The sequence below is a fragment of the Glutamicibacter sp. X7 genome (assembly GCF_054889245.1).
In genome coordinates this window covers 281,080-300,931 of the sequence record NZ_CM142678.1, presented here as the reverse complement: position 1 = coordinate 300,931, position 19,852 = coordinate 281,080, and the positions used below count along the sequence as shown (strand labels likewise).

Sequence of the window (19,852 nt, the reverse complement as noted above, 5' to 3'; positions counted from 1 at the left end):
CCCCGAAGGAAGAGCTCAGCCATGGAATCCACGGAATACCTCGTTGTCGGTGCCGGTCTGGCCGGCGCGGCCACGGCCTGGCAATTGGCCCGGCAAGGCTACGAGGTCCAGGTGGTAGAACGGGATCGTCCCGCCAGCGCCGAAGGTAGCTCCCATGGTTCGGCACGCATATTCCGCTTTGCCTACACCGACGAACTCTATGTGCGGCTGGCACAACGCGCGAAAACGGGTTGGGATGAACTCAGCGAGCTAGCCGGTCAGGAGCTAGTCAGTAGCTGCGGGGCCGTGGACTACGGTGAAGTACGCGACCCGGTCCAACTGGCCGATGTGTTGCGGCGGTGCGGGGTGGAGCATGAGTTGTTCTCCGCGGAAGAAGCGTGCCAGCGTTGGCCCCAGTTCGCCTTCGACACCCCGGTATTGTGGCAGCCGGGCGCCGGGGTGATCGACGCCGAGTCTGCGGTTCTAGCCATGCTCGATCAGGCGCAACTGCACGGAGCCCGGCTTCACACCGGCTGGACCCTGGAGCGCTTGGAGCGCAGCACGGATGGATTCGTCGCGACGTCGGTAGCCGGACAGCACATTACTGCGCGGCGAGTGATCGTCGCGGCCGGTGGTTGGTTACCATACCTGTTGCCCGGATTGCCCTTGCCTGAGCACTTCCGAGCAGCGCTACCGGAATTCCAGGTGCGTCAGGAACAGGCCTACCATTTCCGTTTTCGCGATCCCCAGCGGCAGTGGCCCACCTTCATCCATCTGCGCTCCGGGTGGGAGTGTTACGGTTTGCCCGGCGGTCGCGATTCCGGCTTTGCTGGCCTCAAGGTCGCCGAGTTCAACGGCGGAAAGATTATCCAGTCGGCCGCTGCGCAGGATGGAATCGTCGACCCGGGCAACCGCGCGGCCGTCGTCGACTACGTCGCGCAAAACATCCCCGGAGTTGAGCCGGTCCCCTACGCGGAAACGACCTGCCTGTTTACCAACACCCCCACGGAAGACTTCGTTATCGACGAGGTCGATGGCCTCACCATTCTGTCGGCTTGTTCCGGGCACGGGGCCAAATTCGCTCCGGTACTTGGAGAATTGGCCGCCGCGGTTGCCTCGGGTACCGGCAGCACTCATGAGCGGTTCCGCCCCTCACGCACAGCGGGGTCATAGACCACGGTCGGGAGATTACCGTCGGAAACCAAGCGACCGGCGAGTGAAGCCACAGCGGGTCGCTATCTTAGGTTCCTATCGTTGAGAAGGAAGGCACCGCAGTGGGTCTTCCGCATTGACGAAGGGATAGCGCCTTGGATACTTCCGCGACCAACACACGCCCCGGACACGCTCTGGGCCGACGCGCCCGTTTAGGATTCTCCGCCGTTACATTGGCCATCGCCAGCCTGTTGGGGTTTGGTTCCATGCCAGCCACCGCTGCCCCCGAACCAGCCGAACAGGCTAGCGACACGACCACACCAGATCACCTGCAATATTCCGAGCCCGGCCCCGGTGATCACGCGGTGGCCACAGCTGACACCGGGCACGTCGACCGCGGCGGTCGGCACGAGGGCTAGAAGCGCTCGGGCAATACAACCACTCGCTAACTTACGCCGTATTCTGTGGACCGACACCTTAACGCAAGGCTCCCTCCCATCCGAGGAATTCGGATGGGAGGGAGCCTTGCTACCTAGGTACTAGATTGAGTGTGCGGGCGCCGGTGCAGGAACTAACGCAACACAACCGTACGCGAACCATTCAAGAACACACGATCCTCACAATGCCACCGCACCGCATCCGACAATGCCTTACACTCCGTATCACGACCAGCAGCCACCAAATCCTCCGGACCAAACGAATGATCCACATCCTTGACCTGCTGCGCAATAATCGGACCCTCATCCAACTCACTATTCACATAATGAGCCGTCGCACCCACCGTCTTCACACCACGCTCAAACGCCTGATGATACGGCTTAGCACCCTTGAACGAAGGCAAGAACGAATGATGAATATTAATCGCCCGACCAGTCAACTGACGAGTCAACTCATCAGACAACACCTGCATATAACGAGCCAACACCACCAAATCAATCTCAAAACGATCAATCAGATCCACCAACCGCGCCTCAGCCTCAGGCTTCGTCTCAGCCGTCACAGGAACATGGAAAAACGGAATCCCATGCCACTCAACCTGCTGCCGATGATCCGGATGATTCGACACCACCGCCGCAATCTCAACCGGCAACTCACCCATCCGCGCCCGAAACAACAAATCATTCAAGCAATGCCCAAACTTCGAAACCATCACCAACACCCGCTTCTTCGCCCCCGCAGGACGCAAACCCCAGGTGGCTTGGTAGGTCTTGGCTAGCGATGCGAAGCTCTTCTCCAATTCGGCCGCCTCGCCGGTAGCTTCCTTGGAAGTGCCCAGTGCGAATTCAATGCGCATGAAGAAGTGGCCGGCACGCTCGTCATCGAACTGTTTGAGTTCTCGGATGTCGCACAGGTGCTCGGAGAGCACCCCGGTGACCGCATGCACGATACCGGGACCGTCAGCGCAGGAAAAGGTCAACACATAGCGATCGGTGCGAGTGTCCATGAGATTCCTCCTTGAATCTTTAATGCTTGCCCGGTTGGGATACGGGTCCAGAGATACAGCCTATGTGCTTAGACCGGTGCGTTCTCACGCTGGGCGTCGGGATCGTCATCACTGGCCTGCTCGAGATGACCACCCTGGTTGAGGTACTCCTGCGAGATCTCGAATTCCGGCGTATCGAACACCTGTCCGGCCAACGGATCGGTCACTTCCTCGTTCAGGTGCGCATCACCGGTATCCGGGTCGATGGTCACCTCGCTGGGCTCCACCGGGCGGAAGGTGATGATATGTGCCTCGCCGTTGGAGTCCTCGCTGTGCACCGGTGGGGCCGGGAAGCTCTCAAGCTTGGTCGATGCGTGACGCAGACCCTTCAACGGACCGGTCTGGAGGCTCAAGGCCGGGAGGCTGCCGGTGGCATCCGACGCAGGAATCACCTGCATGTAGCTCGGCATCTGCGCCACTTCATGTCGGAAGGCCCGGAACAGCGAGACACAGGCCAAGACCAAGATGATTGAGAACGGTGCCGCCGTGAGAATAGACAGGGTTTGGAGCGCCGTCAGGGCCACTGAACCACCGACAATCAGCAGTACCGCGGCTGCAACACCTTCGAGCACGGCCCAGTACACGCGGGTCGCCACCGGGGTATTGGTGCTACCGCCCGAGGCCAGCATGTCGATAACCAACGAGCCCGAGTCGGACGAGGTCACGAAGAAGAATACGACCACAAACATGGCCACAACGCTGAGAATTGCTGCCACAGCCTCGGGGAATGATCCGAAGTACTGGAAGAGCGCGGTGGTGCTGTTGACGACCAGCTCGCCGCTCGTCGGGTCTTCGCTGAGCATATTTCCGGTCTGCATCTGGTAGAGGATGCCGGAGTTACCGAAGATCGTGAACCACAGCAGGCTGGCCAGCGTAGGTGCCAGAAGAACGCCCACAATGAATTCGCGGACGGTGCGGCCACGCGAAATACGAGCAATGAACATGCCCACGAACGGTGCCCAGCTGACCCACCAGCCCCAGTAGAAAATGGTCCACGCCTTCTCCCAGCCGTCGGAAGAGAACGGGCCGGTGTGCAGCATGGTGTCCGGCAACAGGCTCAGGTAGGTACCCAAGTTTTCTGGGATGGCCTTCAAGAGGAAGATCGTTGGCCCAAAGATGAAGATGGTTAGTGCAAGGAGCGCTGCCAACGACATGTTGATGTTCGATAGCCATTTCAGACCCTTGTGCACACCGGTGACCACCGACCAGGTAGCAATCAGCGTGATGACCGCGATCAACCCGATGATCAGACCGTTAGAGGTTTTGATCCATCCGAGATACTCGAGGCCCGAGGTAATTTGGGTGACACCGAAGCCGAAGGAGGTTGCCACACCGAAGAGGGTTCCCACGATGGCGATGGTGTCGATGACGTGGCCGGCCCAGCCTTCGACGCGTTCGCGGCCCAGCAGTGGCTCGAGTAGCCAACGCACCGCGAGCGGACGACCACGACGGAAGGTCATGTAGGCCATGCCCAGTCCGACGATCGCGTAAATACCCCAGGGGTGAAGTCCCCAGTGCAGCATGACGATGCCCAAGGAGTCGCGCGCCGCGTCGGCCGAGGCCGGGGCGTCACCAAGGGCGGCGGGTGGGTTCATGTAGTGGCTCAGCGGCTCAGCGACGCCGAAGAACACCAGTCCGATGCCCATGCCGGCGCTGAAGAGCATCATGAACCAGGAGACCATCCCAAACTCTGGCTTCTCATCGTCGCGTCCAAGCCGGATTTTTCCGGCGCGCGAGAAGGCGAAGTACAGGGCGAAGATGATGAAAATGTTGACCGCTAGGACGTACCACCAGCCAACGGTGTCGGTCACGGCGCCGTTGATAGCCGCGGTAACCTCGGCTAGTTCATCTCCCGCCACGTGCGCGACGATGACGGTGGCCACGATCAGAGCAATGATCGCAATTGATGCGGGAATGAATACGGGTTTGAGAATCGACGAACTACGCGTCGAGCGAGGTCTCACCGTATTGGCGGGGCCCCCGGTTTGTTCTTTGGACGACATCTATCCTCGGATCCTTTCGGGATGATAAGGGAATGCCCGCTGGTCCGATGCTGTGGACTTCCTTGCGGGACCTTGTCCACGGTCGTACCCGTGGGACGCTACGTCTGCCCCATAGCTGACGTTGTGCGGGACACACGCAATACTCGTGAAGCATGTCGACCTGAGCCGCCTTTGCGGCTCAGCGCCTGCTCATGTGACGCGGGTCTCAACGCTTGTGATTCGATCTTAGTCGCGCACGGAAACTCTGGGAAGAGGGAAATATATCTTTTGACGATCAGTTACCGACGTGGCTTTCAAGGGCAGCACGAATACGCCCATCGCGTACGTAGATCGCCGTAAGCGTGGGCTTATCGCAAGAAGTCGGAGCGTGTCGGTCGCCCGCCGTGGGGGCACCGATTCTAGGGGGCCGTGGCGCTATAGGTGCACTCACGGGAGCAGAAGAAGACGAGCGCCATGGACCGACGGCCGGGGCACCTGGGCGCACATGTGCGCGGCGCAGGTGCCACCGACCGTCGTTCGAGCTAGTTCACCGGGGTCGGAGGAGCCTCCCCGGCCAACACCGCAAGGGTGTTCTTCGCCGCCAATACCGCCATGGCGGTACGGGTTTCCACGGTCGCCGAACCAAGGTGCGGCACCAAGACCGCATTTTGCTGTTCCAGCAGCTCCGGGTGCACCTGCGGTTCCTTTTCGAACACGTCGAGCCCGGCACCTGCGATTACCCCATCACGCAACGCGCGCGCCAAAGCGGCCTCGTCGACGATGGGACCGCGCGCGGTGTTGACCAGGTACGCGCTGGACTTCATGCGATCCAGCTCCGCGGCGCCGATCAGATGATGAGTGTTCGGCCCGTAGGGGCAGTGCAGGGAAACCACATCGGAAATCTCGAGCAGCTCGTCGAGCTCGACGCGCCGAGCGCCCAGTTCAGCGGCCACTGCCGGATCCAGTTCGCTACGCGACTGGTAGACAATCTCCATGCCGAAGGCCTTGGCTCGGCGGGCGGTCGCCTGCCCAATGCCGCCCATACCCACGACGCCTAGGGTCTTACCCTGAAGCCCGCTACCAAGCAGGAAGAACATTCCCCACTTCCAGGGCTCCTCGGCGCGAATCAACCGCTCCCCCTCGCCCAGTCGGCGAGTGGCCATGAGAATAAGGCCCAGGGCAATGTCTGCGGTTGCCTCGGTCAGCACGCCGGGGGTGTTGGTCGCACGCACCCCGCGGGTCGTGCAGGCCGGTACGTCGATATTGTCGTACCCGACCGCGACGTTGGATACCACCTGGAGCTGCTCACCAGCGGCGTCCAGCAGCTCGCCATCGACTCGTTCGGTCAACAGGCTGACAATCGCGTCCGCACCCGCCACTCGGCGCAAGAGCTCGGCACGGTCGATGGACTCGGTGCCATCCCAGGCGTCCACCTCGTGCTCGGCGCGCAACAGTTCCAGGGCGGCTTCGGGCACGCGCCCAGTTACTACGACCTTGCTCATGATGCCTCGATCCATTCTCGTAGTCGGCCCAGCCCCTCGCGAATGGCGTCGGTTTCAATCCCCGAGTAGGCCAGGCGGATGTACTGACGGTCTTCGCCGGGCAGGCGGCGGCCAAAGTGCTCGCGGGTGCAGAAGGACACGCCGGTGTTCTCCAGCGCCGCGGTCGCGAAGTCGCCGACGTTGGTGAAGCCCTTGCGCTCCATGGCCTCGGTGACGTCCGGGAATAGGTAGAAGGTCGACTGCGGCACGGCGACAGATACACCAGGGATGGAGTTGACGATCTCGCAGGCGACGTCGCGACGTTCCTTGAGGATCTCCAGCATCTCGCGAACTGGCTCTTGGGTCCCCTGCAACGCGGCAACGCCGGCCCACTGCACGTAGTGGGTGGTGCAGGATTCATCGTTGGTGTTCAGCTTGCTCATGACCTCTGCGATCTCCAGCGGCGCGACGGCACATCCCAGACGCGAGCCGGTCATCGCAAACTTCTTGCTGAAGGTGTAAAGGATGACGGTGCGCTCGGCCATGCCAGGCAGTGCAGCGATCGAGCTCGAGGTGCCCTCGTAGCGAGTCTCAAAGTAGGCCTCATCGGAAAGCACCCAGAGGTCATGCTCAATGGCCAGCTGCGCGACGGCCTGGCGCTCTTCGGCGGTGGACTCGGCAGAAATTGGGTTCTGCAGGTCGTTGTAGATGATCGCCGTGGTGTTCTCGGTGATCGAGGCGCGGATCTTCTCGATATCGATCGCGAAACCGGACTCCGTCGGGAGGTAGCCATAAGGCACGGCCGTACCGCCGAGGTATTCAATCTGGGATTCGTAGATCGGGAAGCCAGGGTTCGGGTAGAGAACCTCCTGACCCGGATCCATCACGGCCTGCAGGAACTTGGTAATCACCGGCTTGCCGCCAGTCATCACCACGACATTGTCAGCGCTGAATTCCATACCGCGGCGCGAGCCAATGTCTTCGGCCAAAGCCTGACGCAGCTGCGGGATACCCGGACCGGGGCAGTAACCGGTGTAACCGTCAGCGATCGCCTTATTCATCGCCTCAACGATATGAGGCGCGGTAGGGATGTTGATGTCCCCGAGGTGGAATGGGTAGACGGCGTTACCCTTGGCCTTCCACGCTGCGGCAGCTTGAGCCACACTAAAGGCGGTTTCGGTACCGAGCCGCTCGAGGCGAGTTGCTAGTTGTTGCATGACACAATCTTTCGTCGTCGAATGTGATTGAGGGATTCGGGTGAAATCTGCTGACTAGTACGATACTGATATATCAATCGCGTGACAATGGTTACGAAGGAATCTAAGACAGATTAATCGCGATTTTCGCTCCTGAGGCCCCCGTCCCGGCGCGCAAAACTCCCCAAAAGTCGGGGTTTACCACCGGCAGAACGGCATAAACCACGCACGAGCTCAAACACCGCACGTGACATCGGAGGGTACGCGCCATTCCCCTGCGGGCGCGTTAAAAAGAGTGCCGGGCATCCGCACCGCGGATGCCCGGCCGGCAGGTAGAGAGCACTCCGCCCACCTATGGCTCTTCCCATTCCGGGTTGAATGAGTCGAACCGTGTGACCCGCGCTGGATCCATGACCAAATTCCAACGCAGGGGCACGAGCCTGGGTCGCGGCACGAACTCTGCCGCGTAAATCTTTAGATACTTGAGGCGCCGACCTTCGGTTCCTCGCCCAAGAGCATGGTGCTGGTATCGATGCGGTCATCCTCATCTTGCCCGCCGGCCAACCGCTCGGCTTCGGCGCGGCTACTGACCACGGGAACCGAGCCGAGTAGCGGACGTTGGGCCGTCTCGCGCATCATCGCCACCGCAATGAGCGCCAGGACGGAGAAAAACATGATGTAGTACGCCGGCGCATAAGGGTTGCCGGTTAGTTGAACCAGTAATTGTCCAACCAGCGGCGTCGTCCCACCGAAAATCGAGATGGCCAGGTTGTGCGTCACCCCAACTCCGCCGTAGCGCGAGGCCGTGGGGAATAGCTCGGACATCACCGCGCCGGTCATGGCCAGGAAGAATGCGCTCGGCAGGGCGACGAGGAACAGGGCCAAATAGAGGGAAGCAAGCGTTCCCTGTTGCATGAGCCAGAAGGCCGGGAGCAGGAGCACCAGGTTGCCGATGGTAGCGATGCGATACATTGGGCGCCGTCCGATCTTGTCGGACCAGGTAGCCACCAGTGGAATCAAGACCACCTGCAGCAACAGCACCGTCACCGCAGCGACCGCAGTATGTGCCGCGGGAGCGCCGAGTTGGGTTTCGAGGTAGGTGGGCATGTAGCTGGTGAGCATGTACTGCGAGGTTCCATCGGCAGCAATTAGCGCGCAACCAATGAGAATCTGTGGCCAGTAGTGGCGAAAGATGTTCTTCAGGTCATGCCGCACGAAAATGGGATCGAGTTCGCTTTCGGACTCCCCATGCTCCTGAGCGGCCTCAAAGCTTGGCGACTCCGGGATTCGGCTTCGCATGACAATCGCCACGATGCCCAGCGGAAGTGCGAGCAGGAAGGGGATCCGCCAACCGCCGGCGAGCATGGCTCCCTCGCCCCAGGCCGAGGTCACGACCGCTGAGGTCACGGCCACCATCGCGGCGCCGAAGGCGAATCCAAGCATCGAGCCAGCATTCAGCAGTGCGGTCCAGAAGCCACGACGGCTGTCCGGAGAGAATTCGGCAACATAGGTAGAGGCGCCGGAGAATTCGCCGCCGGTCGAAAACCCTTGAAGCATCTTCAGCAGGTACAGCGGGATAATGATCCACAATCCGACCTGGCCAGCCGACGGCAGCAGACCGATGAGCGTGGTAGCTCCGGCCATCAGGGCCATGGTGAAGAATAGAACCTTTTGGCGGCCGATCTTATCGCCAAGGGGCCCGAGGATCATCCCGCCGAGCGGCCGAACGATGAAGGAGACCGCAAAGCCCAAAAGGGTCACGAGCAGCCCTAGACTCTCGTCCATCCCCTCGGTGAAAACGCTCGTCATGGTCACGGCCAGGTAGCCGTAGATGCCAATGTCGTACCATTCGATGAAGTTGCCGACACCGGCACCGAGCTGCGCCTTACGCAGCTCCTTCCGATCGACGACGATGCAGTCCTCGGCTCGCAAGCGACGGCTCGTCCGCGGCAGAGATGGGCGCTGAGATCTGGAGGCTTCCGACAATGTTGTCTACTTTCCTAGGGAGCAAGAACGCGGCCCTTCCGGCCTATGCACATGGGGGCATTCGATTCATTCCGCGATGTGCAAGCTTGTTAAAGATTTAACCTGACACGAGAGTGATATACAACATATATATGTATATTCTCAGCTTTTCCTAGGGCTCGCAGCCCCCAAAACTCTTCCCCTAAACAGGTTCCCACCTGCGTGTTTCCGCCACTCGGTAAATCTTGCCCGCTTCGCGGATCGTCCGAGATGTGAGATGGCTGGTCGGTTTAAGGCAACGAACTTTCATGAAAAACACGCGAAACGCGAGAGAACCTCCCGAGTCGACAGCAACGACTCGGGAGGCTCTCTAGCTAGTGGCGCGGGGCGTCAGGGCAGGAACTAACGCAACACAACCGTACGCGAACCATTCAAGAACACACGATCCTCACAATGCCACCGCACCGCATCCGACAACGCCTTACACTCCGTATCACGACCAGCAGCCACCAAATCCTCCGGACCAAACGAATGATCCACATCCTTGACCTGCTGCGCAATAATCGGACCCTCATCCAACTCACTATTCACATAATGAGCCGTCGCACCCACCGTCTTCACACCACGCTCAAACGCCTGATGATACGGCTTAGCACCCTTGAACGAAGGCAAGAACGAATGATGAATATTAATCGCCCGACCAGTCAACTGACGAGTCAACTCATCAGACAACACCTGCATATAACGAGCCAACACCACCAAATCAATCTCAAAACGATCAATCAGATCCACCAACCGCGCCTCAGCCTCAGGCTTCGTCTCAGCCGTCACAGGAACATGGAAAAACGGAATCCCATGCCACTCAACCTGCTGCCGATGATCCGGATGATTCGACACCACCGCCGCAATCTCAACCGGCAACTCACCCATCCGCGCCCGAAACAACAAATCATTCAAGCAATGCCCAAACTTCGAAACCATCACCAACACCCGCTTCTTCGCCCCCGCAGGACGCAAACCCCAGGTGGCGTCGAAGTTCTCGACGACCGGCTTCAGCGCAGCTTCCAGGGAATCGATGTTGCTGGAGGCGTCCGAGGCACTGCCGAGGTAGAATTCAATCCGCAGGAAGTACTGACCGGCGCGGACGTCGTTAAACTGCTTGAGCTCGGTGATATTGCTGTGGTGCTGGGCGAGCACACCGGTGACGGCATGCACGATGCCCACCTTGTCCGTGCAGGACAAGGTCAGCACGTAGCTATCGGCACGAGAGTCCATATTTATTGCTCCTGATGGTTAGCCGCCGGACGCTACCGGACGGGCTGAAATATGTGTGGTTTGACTGCTCTAAGGGGTTCGTAGGCCCGGCGTATCACAACGCCGGGCCCACGAAGTATGCCACCTCGGTTAGGGAACTTCCGGGGAGGCGAACTCGACGCTCGCGTCTAGGATCCAACGCACCACGAAATCGGCGAACGAGGCTCGTGGGTAGATGCGGTATTCCTGCTCCCCGCTCCGGTGCAGCAGCACGGGAACCGGTCCAAGTTCCGTGGCGATGGCGGTTCCCACCGCGAAGACGCGCGGATGCAGGTCGGCTGGGCATCCCTTTTCAAGGACCGCCCGGGCGCTATTGCCCGTGAGCGTCAAGAGCGTCCGGTTGGCGGAAAGGTCCAGCACCTGACCGGGCAGTCCGTCCAGGGCCACCTGCAACGTGGTGGCCTCGCCCTGCACCTGCTGGCGCGAGGGATCGACGATGAGGAATTCATCCGGACCGATCCACAGGGCGTGGACTCCGTCGGGGTTACCGGTGGTCTGCCCGTGTTCGGTGGGCAGTGCAAACCCCAGGATGCCCTCGATGGCTTCGGCCGATGCGGTGCCGAGCACCGCACGGACGCCGAGCTGCACGGCGAAGGGAGTCTCGCGCAGTGCCACGGAACGCTCACCGTCGACCTGAGCATCGGCCATTGCCTGAGCTAGGTGGGCCGCCGGCGCGACCCGAAGCTTATTCAAGGCCTGAGCCTCTGCGTTCGGTTCGGTGGTGATCAAGGTGTGCTCAGCCATCGCGGCGTGCCCCTTCCGGATCGTAAAGAACGGGTGAAGTGATTTCGACGTCGACCAATACTCCGTTGACCGGAGACTGGATGATCTCGCCGATGCGGTTGCGCCCGTTGGAAATCAGCGCCAGGCCGAACGGACGCTCTAGGGCAGCGGACAAGTAGGAGGAAGTGACGTAGCCTTCCATCGGTACCGGTGCCACCTCCGGAGTGATCGGCGTTCCGGCGTTGACCAGCTGTGCACCTTCGGGCAGACGGGTCGTCTTGTCCACAGGTAGCACGCCCACCAAGTGGCGGCGATCTTCTCGAGCGGTATCTGCGCGTGCGTAGGAACGCTTGCCGACGAACTCCTTGTTCTTGGAGACCACCCAGTCCATGCCGGCATCCTGCGGAGTGACAGTACCGTCGGTGTCTTGACCGACGATGATGAAGCCCTTCTCCGCACGCAGCACGTGCATGGTTTCGGTGCCGTAAGGGGTGATGTTGAACTCCGCCCCAGCCTCGGCAACGGCCTCCCAGACATGCAGCCCGTAGAAGGTATCGACGTTGATTTCGAAAGCGAGCTCACCCGAGAAGGAGATACGCGCGACCCGTGCCGGGATACCTCCAGGCAGGGTGGTCTCACGGAATGCCATGAACGGGAAGGACTCCTGCGAGACATCCAGATCCGGGGCAACCTTCTCAAGCACCGCACGGGACTTAGGGCCAACCACGGCGATGGTTGAAACCTGCTCGGTGAGCGAGGTGAAGACCACGTCGAGTTCGGGCCACTCGGTCTGGTGCCACTCTTCGAGCCATTCGAGCACCTTGGCCGCTCCACCGGTGGTGGTGGTCATGTAGAACTCGTCCTCGGCCACGCGCAGCGTCACACCGTCGTCGAACACCATGCCGTCGGGGGTGCACATCACGCCGTAGCGTCCCATGCCCTCCTTCAGCTTCAGGAAGGGGTTGGTGTAGATGCGGTTGAGGAACTCGGCGGAATCCTTACCGCGGATGGCGATCTTGCCCAGCGTGCTGGCATCCATGAAGCCCACGGATTCACGGACGGCGGCGCATTCACGCAACACCGCGGTGTCCATGTCCTCACCCGGCTGCGGGTAGTACCACGGGCGCTTCCACTGTCCGACGTCCTCGAAGAGGGCACCTGCGGCAACATGCCACGGGTGAATCGAGGTGACGCGGGCCGGGTCGAATAGCTCACCGCGCTGGCGACCGGCCAGTGCCACGAAGGCCACCGGGGTGTAGGGAGCGCGGAAGGTGGTGGTGCCCACCTCACCCAGGGACGCGGCATTCAGCTCATGTGCGATCACGCCGATGGCGTTTACGCCGCTGGTCTTGCCCTGGTCGTTGGCGGTGGAAATGGAGGTGTACCGCTTGACGTGCTCCACCGAACGCATGCCGGCGCCGGTGGCGCGTAGTACGTCGGCCACGGACTGGTCGCGCTGCAGGTCAACGAAGTGGTTCTTCCACTCGCTGGCTACGCCCGTGCGGCCGGGGATCAGCCACAGCGGAGCAATCGGACCCTCGGGACGCGGCTGGGCCTGCGGCACGGTCAGTTCGCTAGCGAAGCCAACCTGATCGGCGGCCTTGTGGCCGGCCTCCGCCCCCTGCTCGAGTGCTGCTACCAGCGAGTAGCTGCCGGTGACGGCGCCCGCGGTCTGTTGGTTGCGCACCGGTGCCGAAGGCACGAATGCTGCCACCTGATCGTCCCAGGCCAGTTTGCCCTGGCGCTGGCTGTGCAGGTGAACCACCGGCGAGAAGCCGCCGGAGACGGCCAGCAAGTCACCGGGGATGCGCTCAACCTCCGAGGCAATGGCTCCGTTGCTATCAAGGCTGGCGGCGAATACCGCGCTCACGCGCCCGGCGGGGCCCTCGCCCTCGGTGTCCACAACGGTGCTGGAGTAGCGCACCTGCACACCGGTAGCTTCGGTTACCGCGCGGGAGACCTCGGTTGCTTCGGACCGCGAGTCCAATACGGCTTCGACCTTGACTCCGGCGAGGAAGAGATCCTCGACAAGAGCGTAGGCGGAGTCGTTGGTGGTGGCCACGATGACCTGCGATCCGGCGGCGACGGCGTAACGGTTCAGGTAGCTACGCACGGCCCCGGCGAGCATGACGCCGGGTCGGTCGTTGTTTTCGAAGACCAGCGGACGTTCGTGCGCACCGGTGGCCAAGATGACCTGGCTGGCGCGTACGTGCCAGATGCGCTGACGGGATACGCCCGGGCGCTCTGCCTGCGGCAGGTGATCGGTGCGGTGCTGCACGGCGATGACGTAGTTCTGGTCGTAGCTGCCGAACGCGGTGGTGCGGGCCAGGTAGGTGAAGTCTTCCGCCTGCTCCAGCTCTTCGAGGTTCGAGGCGACCCAGTCCAGTGCCGGACGCCCGTCGATGCTCTCCTCGCGAGTGGACAGTAGCGAGCCACCGGCCTGCGGCTGGTCATCCATCAGGATGGTGCGTGCCCCGCCCTTGGCGGCTTCCCGGGCCGCGGCGATTCCTGCCGGGCCGGCGCCGATGACCAAGACATCGGTGTGCACGTACTTGCGGTCGTAGACCGCGGTGTCTTCACGCGGGTCGAGGACGCCCAGACCGCTCAGAAGCTCGGCCTGCAAGCCATCGCGCAACGTCACCGTGGTGGCAGGCAGCATCGATTCGTTGACGCCGCCCTGGCCGTTGTCGAAAACGGAAACCAAGGCGTTGGCCTCTTCGACACCGGCGGACATGATGCCGCGGGGACGCCCCAAGTACAGGGAGTTGCCGCAGTCAACACGTCCGGAGGCGAGTAGCGCACTGGCAATGGTATCGCCGGCTAGTCCGCGGTATTCCTGACCATCAACGGTGAAGGTCAGCTCGGTGCCGTGGTCGATCGAATGGCCGGGGGCACGGCTGGCATCGAGTCGCTGTGAGCTCATGATGCGTTGTCCTCCTTCAGCGTTGGGCGGGGCTGGCCCATGGGGTAAATGGCTTTGAATTCGTAGGTCACGGTGTCGCGGATGGCGTTGAACCATTTGCGGCATCCGGCCGAATGGCTCCAACGTTCCGCGAAGAGACCCTTGGTGTTATCGCGGTAGAACAGGAACTCGGCCCATTCCTTGTCGCTGAGCTCGCTAGGGTTCTCCGGGTAGGCCACGTGGGCCTGTCCACCGTAGTGGAACTCGGTTTCGTCGCGCGGCCCGCAATTCGGGCACTCAATTAGCAGCATTGCCTCTCCCTCGCTTAGTGGGCCACGGCCGCGGCGCCGTGCTCATCGATCAAACGTCCGGTTTCGAAACGATCAAGCGCGAAAGGCTTATTCAGCGCGTGCGGCTCATCGTTTGCGATGGTGTGGGCATAGGTGAATCCTGCGCCCGGGGTTCCCTTGAAGCCACCGGTACCCCAACCGCAGTTGACGTACAGTCCGTCGACCTCGGTCTTCGAGACGATCGGCGAGGCGTCGAAGGTGGTATCCACGATGCCGCCCCAGGTGCGTAGCAGGTGGGCACGAGCGAAGATCGGGAAGAGCTCCACGGCAGCTGCCATCTGCTCCTCGATCACGTGGAAGGCACCACGCTGTCCGTAACCGTTGTAGGCGTCAATGCCGGCGCCCATGACCAGTTCGCCCTTGTGTGCCTGGGAGACGTACACGTGTACGTGGTTCGACATGACGACGGTGGGGTGTACCGGCTCGAAGAGCTCGGAGACCAGCGCCTGCAACGGGTGCGACTGGATGGGCAGGCGTACCCCGGCCATCCCGGCGACCACCGAGGAGTGCCCGGCGGCGGCCAACGCGACCTTTGGCGTGTGGATGGTGCCGCGGCTGGTCTGTACGCCAACGATGCGGTTACCTTCCTTGAGGATGCCGGTGACCTCGCAGTTTTGGATGATATCTACACCCATTTCGTCGGCCTTGCGGGCAAAGGCCCAGGCCACGTGGTCGTGCTTGGCGATACCTGCGCGCGGCTGGTAGGTCGCACCCATGACTGGGTAACGGATGTTGTCGCCGATGTTGATGATCGGGCAAACTTCCTTGACCTGCTGCGGGTCGAGCCATTCGGCGTCGACGCCGTTGAGCTTGTTGGCCTCGACGCGGCGTACCGATTCACGGACGTCGCCAAGGGTATGGGCCAGGTTCAGCACACCACGCTGCGAGAACAGGAAGTCGTAGTCCAGTTCCTCGGGCAACTGTTCCCATAGCTTCAGGGAGTGCTCGTAGATACCGGCCGACTCATCCCACAGGTAGTTGGAACGAATAATGGTGGTGTTACGGGCCATGTTGCCGCCGGCCAACCAGCCGCGCTCCAGCACAGCGATGTTGGTCATGCCGTGGTTCTTGGCGAGGTAGTAGGCCGTGGCTAGGCCGTGGCCACCGCCACCGACGATCACTGCGTCATAGGACGACTTCGGCTCCGGGTTCCGCCAGAGGAAGTCCGGGTGCTCTGGAAGCAGATCCGCCATGATTACTCTCCTACCTTCTTCAGTTCTGGGTACAGCGGATGCGCAGCAGCCAAAGCCTCCACACGCTCACGCAACCCCACCAACACCGACTCATCACCCTCAGCACCAGCAATCAACGCCTGCGCAATCACCTCAGCAACCTCCGCAAACGCCTCCTGGGAGAACCCACGCGTCGCCAACGCCGGCGTACCAATCCGCAACCCCGAAGTCACCATCGGCGGACGCGGATCATTCGGCACCGCATTACGATTCACCGTAATCTCCACCCGCGCCAACAAATCCTCAGCCTGCTGACCATCCAACTCAGACTCACGCAAATCCACCAACACCAAATGCACATCAGTACCACCGGAGAGCACACTAATACCCTTCGCCGCCACATCAGCCTGCATCAAACGATCCGCCAAAATCCGAGCCCCAGCCAACGTCCGCTCCTGACGCTCCTTAAACTCCGGCGAACCAGCAATCTTAAACGCAACCGCCTTACCAGCAATCACATGCTCCAACGGACCACCCTGCTGACCAGGGAACACCGCCGAATTCAACTTCTTCGCAATCTCCGCATCATTCGAGAGAATAATCCCACCACGCGGACCAGCCAACGTCTTATGCGTCGTCGAGGTCACCACATGCGCATGCGGCACCGGCGAAGGATGCAACCCCGCCGCCACCAAACCAGCAAAGTGCGCCATATCAACCCACAAATACGCGCCGACCTTATCCGCAATCGCACGGAACCGCTCGAAATCCAACTGCCGCGGATACGCCGACCAACCAGCCACAATCATCTTCGGCTGATGCTCCACCGCCAACCGCTCAACCTCGTCCATGTCCACCACACCGGTATGCTCATCCACACCGTAGGCCACCATGTCGAACAAACGACCCGAGAAGTTCAACTTCATCCCATGCGTCAAGTGACCACCATGCGCCAGGTTCAACCCCAACACCGTATCCCCGGGACGCACCAACGCGTGATACACCGACGCATTCGCCTGAGCCCCCGAATGCGGCTGCACATTAGCAAACGCCGCACCAAACAACTCCTTCAAACGATCAATCGCAAGAGTCTCGATCACATCGACCTCTTCACAACCACCGTAATACCGGCGACCCGGATACCCCTCGGCATACTTATTCGTCAACACCGAACCCTGCGCCTGCATCACAGCCTGCGCCGTATGGTTCTCCGAGGCGATCATCTCCAGACCACGCTGCTGACGTGCCAGCTCCGCATCAATACGAGCCGCCACCTCCGGATCCAACTCCGCCAAGGACTGCGTCAACGACGCCGGGGCAAGAGATTCAAACTGAGCTTGCTGTGTCATCGCGTGTCTTCCAATCTATGATCAACGACTGATATATCAAGAACTGATCACAATCGTATGTGTCATGCATCATAGGGTCAAGAGGAGTAGCCAACCATTTTTAAATGACTTCATCTCGGCACTCCCAGGCGGCGAATCTTCCCCGGAATTCCGGGGGGTTCCGGCACCTAAGGCAACAAAAAATCAGTCGGCATATGACAAGACCCCCGGAAGAACATGTTCTTCCGGGGGTCTTGAAGCACCGGGTCTTTACCAGCTGCCGCTCCACGGCTCGGCGACCAAGGGCGCGTCGGATACCCAACGCTCGGCGCAGGGCCGGCCGAGGCGAAGCGCCGACTCGACGACATGCAGGAGCAACAGCGACGTTGTCACCGTTCCCACACCGCCCGGTACGGGCGTAACGGCCTGAGCAGCCTCGGTCGCCGCGGCGTAGTCAACGTCGCCGACAAGGTTGCCCTGCTCATCGACATTGGTTCCCACATCGATCACCACAGCCTGCGGATTCAGGTGCTCGGCGGTAATGAGGTCCCTGCTACCCGCAGCGGCCACCACGATGTCGGCCCGGCGCGTATGCGCGGCCAAATCGACTGTGCGCGAGTGGCAGGCCGTCACGGTAGCGTGACGATTCAGCAGCAGCTGCATCACCGGTCGGCCGATCACCATTGAACGGCCCACGACGGCTACATCTTGCCCCGCGATGGGGACCTCATAGTGATCCAGGATCTCGATAACCGCACGCGCCGTGGCCGGCGCGTAGGCCGGAAGCCCAGCGGACAGACACCCAAAACTCATGGGGTTGACCCCATCAATGTCTTTTTCCACCGCAATATGCGAGGCCAGAATCTCCAGGGATGCGCCCTCGGGCAAAGGGGTCTGCAGAATAATGCCGTGGACTTCGCGATCGGCACTAAGCCGATTCAACGTCTCGGCAATGATCTGCACCGTGGCCTGACTACCCAAATCATGCACATCGCAGGCTATGCCCGCGCGATGAGCCGACTGCTCGATAGAGCGGACATACCATTGAGTCGCACCATTGTCGGTGGCCACCACGATGGCAAGCTTCGGCTTTACATTCGACTGCTGCAGCTGTTCGACCTTCTGGGCCACTTCTTCGCGGATGCGCGCGGCCACAGGCTTTCCGCCTAGTACACGAGCCGTCATGCCGCGACCACCTGACGCACACCACGAGCCACATCTTCCGCGTCAATCACGGCCCGCTCCCCGAGCGCCACACAGGCGCGCAGTTTTGCCCCGACGTCAGGGTCTCGGATTTCGGCGATGTTGATCTCCAAGGTAGCCAACGAGGTGCCAATGGCGGCACGCGCAGATTCCGCGGCTACCGCTACGTCACTGAGCACATTGGGGTTACCGAAGTCCTTGAGCTCAGAGCATAGGTCGATCAGCTCAATGGACAGCGCCACCAAACGCTGGGGCGGGCGACTGGCCAGACCCAGCGCCTGCTGTATCTGCGCGGTCTTCACAGCCTTCTCCGCTTCCGTGGTTGCCGGTAGCCGGTAGGCAGCAATGACCGAGGCGAAAGCGGTCTCGTCCTCATCCGCAGCGTTCAAGGACTGAGTGATCAGTTCCTGCGCGCGAGCCGCCATGGCTTGAGCGCGCGCCTCGTGGGCTTTGAACTTTTCACCGGTGCTATACAGCGCCACCATGCTGACCAACGCGGCGCCCTGAGCTGCATGCAGGGCACCCACCGCGCCTCCGCCGGGAGTTGGCGCGCGCGAGGCCAATCGTTCTAGATACGCGCCAATAGGCTCGTCTTTAATCATCGAGTACTCCTGCTCATTCTTTCTTTATGGCCTAACGGAAAACCACGGTGCTTGCACCGTCGCGTAGTACGCGATGTTCGCAGTGCCACTTCACGGCACGCGAGAGAGCCAGCACTTCCGCATCCTGGCCCACGGAAGCCAGGTTTTTCGGAGAGTACGTGTGGTCCACGCGAATGACCTCTTGCTCAATAATCGGGCCTTCATCCAGGTCGGCGGTGACATAGTGCGCGGTGGCACCAATTAGCTTCACGCCGCGGGAATGGGCCTGGTGGTACGGGCGGGCACCCTTGAAACCGGGCAGGAAGGAGTGGTGAATGTTGATGGCCCGCCCCTCGAGCTTCCGGCACAGGTCATCCGAAAGTACCTGCATGTAGCGGGCGAGCACTACGAGATCGATATTGTATTGCTCCACCAACTCCAACAGGCGCGCCTCGGCGGCTTCCTTGGTATCGGGCTGCACGGGAATGTGCACGAAGGGTAGACCCGCCGACTCCGCCATCGGGCGCAGATCTTCGTGGTTCGACACCACGAGGGCCACCTCGCCGCCGAGCTGCCCATTGCGATCCTTGAAGATCAGATCGTTGAGGCAGTGGCCGGCCTTTGAGACCATCACCAATAGCTGCGGAGCTTTTTGGTCATAGAAGTTGTAGGTCAGGCCAAACCATGACGCCGTGTCCAGGAAGTCATCGGCGAGCGTTTCGGTCGCCAGACCCACCGGCCCGGTGAATGACGTGCGCCCATGTAGGGTGCCATTCTCCGTGTCGTCAAACTGCTGATGCTGCCGAATATTGCATCCCTTTTCAAGGAGGAAAGTGGTGACAGCATGGATAATTCCAGGGCGATCAAGGCCGGAAAAAGTTAAGATGAAAGTAGGCGATTCGACGCTACCTTCCCAGATTTCCAGATCCTTATCGGCGGGCTGAAGAAGCTCCATTGGGACTCCAGACTTATAGATACACCAGAGTGTGCATGACTGATATATTAGAGGTTAAGATAGTCTAGAGCGCAGAAAGAACAGGG

At 61.0% G+C, this 19,852-nt stretch carries 16 protein-coding genes; 2 read left to right on the top strand and 14 right to left on the bottom strand.

Annotated elements, in window-relative coordinates; translation table 11 throughout:
* Positions 1 to 21 precede the first annotated feature (21 nt).
* Both ACYU0X_RS01580 and ACYU0X_RS01575 read left to right on the top strand, forming a co-directional pair.
* Complete coding sequence (locus ACYU0X_RS01580) at positions 22 to 1,152, top strand: FAD-dependent oxidoreductase (protein WP_461901916.1); 1,131 nt, start codon at positions 22 to 24, stop codon at positions 1,150 to 1,152.
* A gap of 134 nt (positions 1,153 to 1,286) precedes the next feature.
* Positions 1,287 to 1,550 (top strand): hypothetical protein, encoded by a 264-nt coding sequence (locus tag ACYU0X_RS01575; protein WP_461901915.1) that lies wholly within the window; start codon positions 1,287 to 1,289, stop codon positions 1,548 to 1,550.
* A 152-nt stretch (positions 1,551 to 1,702) separates the two neighbouring features.
* Here the strand turns inward: ACYU0X_RS01575 and purU (ACYU0X_RS01570) are convergent, their stop codons facing one another.
* The 14 genes from purU (ACYU0X_RS01570) to purU (ACYU0X_RS01505) form a co-directional block, all read right to left on the bottom strand.
* Positions 1,703 to 2,575, bottom strand: coding sequence for a formyltetrahydrofolate deformylase (purU, locus tag ACYU0X_RS01570; RefSeq protein ID WP_418908192.1), 873 nt, complete (start codon positions 2,573 to 2,575; stop codon positions 1,703 to 1,705).
* 68 nt (positions 2,576 to 2,643) lie between these two features.
* Positions 2,644 to 4,617: a BCCT family transporter gene (locus ACYU0X_RS01565; protein ID WP_418908191.1), complete on the bottom strand. Its 1,974-nt coding sequence runs from the start codon at positions 4,615 to 4,617 to the stop codon at positions 2,644 to 2,646.
* Between the two features lie 521 nt (positions 4,618 to 5,138).
* Positions 5,139 to 6,098 (bottom strand): 2-hydroxyacid dehydrogenase, encoded by a 960-nt coding sequence (locus ACYU0X_RS01560; RefSeq protein ID WP_418908190.1) that lies wholly within the window; start codon positions 6,096 to 6,098, stop codon positions 5,139 to 5,141.
* Entirely contained in the window at positions 6,095 to 7,294 is a 1,200-nt protein-coding gene (locus ACYU0X_RS01555; RefSeq protein ID WP_418908189.1) for a pyridoxal phosphate-dependent aminotransferase, read from the bottom strand. The genes ACYU0X_RS01560 and ACYU0X_RS01555 overlap by 4 nt, the downstream gene beginning before the upstream one ends.
* A 453-nt stretch (positions 7,295 to 7,747) precedes the next feature.
* Positions 7,748 to 9,205 (bottom strand): MFS transporter, encoded by a 1,458-nt coding sequence (locus tag ACYU0X_RS01550; protein ID WP_461901914.1) that lies wholly within the window; start codon positions 9,203 to 9,205, stop codon positions 7,748 to 7,750.
* A gap of 435 nt (positions 9,206 to 9,640) precedes the next feature.
* On the bottom strand, positions 9,641 to 10,513 hold the full coding sequence (gene purU, locus ACYU0X_RS01545; RefSeq protein WP_461901913.1) for a formyltetrahydrofolate deformylase: 873 nt from the start codon (positions 10,511 to 10,513) through the stop codon (positions 9,641 to 9,643).
* 129 nt (positions 10,514 to 10,642) lie between these two features.
* A complete protein-coding gene (locus tag ACYU0X_RS01540; protein WP_459275196.1) occupies positions 10,643 to 11,296 on the bottom strand; it encodes a sarcosine oxidase subunit gamma in 654 nt (217 codons plus the stop codon).
* The gene (locus tag ACYU0X_RS01535; protein ID WP_461901912.1) at positions 11,289 to 14,198 is read right to left on the bottom strand and encodes a sarcosine oxidase subunit alpha family protein; all 2,910 of its coding nucleotides are present in this window, start codon (positions 14,196 to 14,198) and stop codon (positions 11,289 to 11,291) included. The genes ACYU0X_RS01540 and ACYU0X_RS01535 overlap by 8 nt, the downstream gene beginning before the upstream one ends.
* Complete coding sequence (locus tag ACYU0X_RS01530) at positions 14,195 to 14,488, bottom strand: sarcosine oxidase subunit delta (RefSeq protein WP_309409208.1); 294 nt, start codon at positions 14,486 to 14,488, stop codon at positions 14,195 to 14,197. The genes ACYU0X_RS01535 and ACYU0X_RS01530 overlap by 4 nt, the downstream gene beginning before the upstream one ends.
* A 14-nt stretch (positions 14,489 to 14,502) precedes the next feature.
* Positions 14,503 to 15,720 (bottom strand): sarcosine oxidase subunit beta family protein, encoded by a 1,218-nt coding sequence (locus tag ACYU0X_RS01525; RefSeq protein ID WP_309409210.1) that lies wholly within the window; start codon positions 15,718 to 15,720, stop codon positions 14,503 to 14,505.
* A gap of 2 nt (positions 15,721 to 15,722) precedes the next feature.
* Positions 15,723 to 17,048 (bottom strand): serine hydroxymethyltransferase, encoded by a 1,326-nt coding sequence (gene glyA / locus ACYU0X_RS01520; protein WP_461901911.1) that lies wholly within the window; start codon positions 17,046 to 17,048, stop codon positions 15,723 to 15,725.
* Between the two features lie 249 nt (positions 17,049 to 17,297).
* A complete protein-coding gene (locus tag ACYU0X_RS01515; RefSeq protein ID WP_461901910.1) occupies positions 17,298 to 18,212 on the bottom strand; it encodes a bifunctional 5,10-methylenetetrahydrofolate dehydrogenase/5,10-methenyltetrahydrofolate cyclohydrolase in 915 nt (304 codons plus the stop codon).
* Complete coding sequence (locus ACYU0X_RS01510) at positions 18,209 to 18,832, bottom strand: cyclodeaminase/cyclohydrolase family protein (protein ID WP_461901909.1); 624 nt, start codon at positions 18,830 to 18,832, stop codon at positions 18,209 to 18,211. The genes ACYU0X_RS01515 and ACYU0X_RS01510 overlap by 4 nt, the downstream gene beginning before the upstream one ends.
* A gap of 31 nt (positions 18,833 to 18,863) precedes the next feature.
* A complete protein-coding gene (gene purU / locus ACYU0X_RS01505) occupies positions 18,864 to 19,766 on the bottom strand; it encodes a formyltetrahydrofolate deformylase (protein WP_309410068.1) in 903 nt (300 codons plus the stop codon).
* Between the last annotated feature and the right edge of the window lie 86 nt (positions 19,767 to 19,852).

What these genes read in the sequence shown, in the direction of transcription:
- ACYU0X_RS01515 (WP_461901910.1), bottom strand. Translation starts at nt 18,212, where the DNA reads ATGACGGCTCGTGTACTAGGCGGAAAGCCTGTGGCCGCGCGCATCCGC.
- ACYU0X_RS01565 (WP_418908191.1), bottom strand. Translation starts at nt 4,617, where the DNA reads ATGTCGTCCAAAGAACAAACCGGGGGCCCCGCCAATACGGTGAGACCT.
- ACYU0X_RS01525 (WP_309409210.1), bottom strand. Translation starts at nt 15,720, where the DNA reads ATGGCGGATCTGCTTCCAGAGCACCCGGACTTCCTCTGGCGGAACCCG.
- ACYU0X_RS01535 (WP_461901912.1), bottom strand. Translation starts at nt 14,198, where the DNA reads ATGAGCTCACAGCGACTCGATGCCAGCCGTGCCCCCGGCCATTCGATC.
- ACYU0X_RS01540 (WP_459275196.1), bottom strand. Translation starts at nt 11,296, where the DNA reads ATGGCTGAGCACACCTTGATCACCACCGAACCGAACGCAGAGGCTCAG.
- purU (WP_418908192.1), bottom strand. Translation starts at nt 2,575, where the DNA reads ATGGACACTCGCACCGATCGCTATGTGTTGACCTTTTCCTGCGCTGAC.
- ACYU0X_RS01580 (WP_461901916.1), top strand. Translation starts at nt 22, where the DNA reads ATGGAATCCACGGAATACCTCGTTGTCGGTGCCGGTCTGGCCGGCGCG.
- glyA (WP_461901911.1), bottom strand. Translation starts at nt 17,048, where the DNA reads ATGACACAGCAAGCTCAGTTTGAATCTCTTGCCCCGGCGTCGTTGACG.
- purU (WP_309410068.1), bottom strand. Translation starts at nt 19,766, where the DNA reads ATGGAGCTTCTTCAGCCCGCCGATAAGGATCTGGAAATCTGGGAAGGT.
- ACYU0X_RS01530 (WP_309409208.1), bottom strand. Translation starts at nt 14,488, where the DNA reads ATGCTGCTAATTGAGTGCCCGAATTGCGGGCCGCGCGACGAAACCGAG.
- ACYU0X_RS01555 (WP_418908189.1), bottom strand. Translation starts at nt 7,294, where the DNA reads ATGCAACAACTAGCAACTCGCCTCGAGCGGCTCGGTACCGAAACCGCC.
- ACYU0X_RS01560 (WP_418908190.1), bottom strand. Translation starts at nt 6,098, where the DNA reads ATGAGCAAGGTCGTAGTAACTGGGCGCGTGCCCGAAGCCGCCCTGGAA.
- ACYU0X_RS01510 (WP_461901909.1), bottom strand. Translation starts at nt 18,832, where the DNA reads ATGATTAAAGACGAGCCTATTGGCGCGTATCTAGAACGATTGGCCTCG.
- purU (WP_461901913.1), bottom strand. Translation starts at nt 10,513, where the DNA reads ATGGACTCTCGTGCCGATAGCTACGTGCTGACCTTGTCCTGCACGGAC.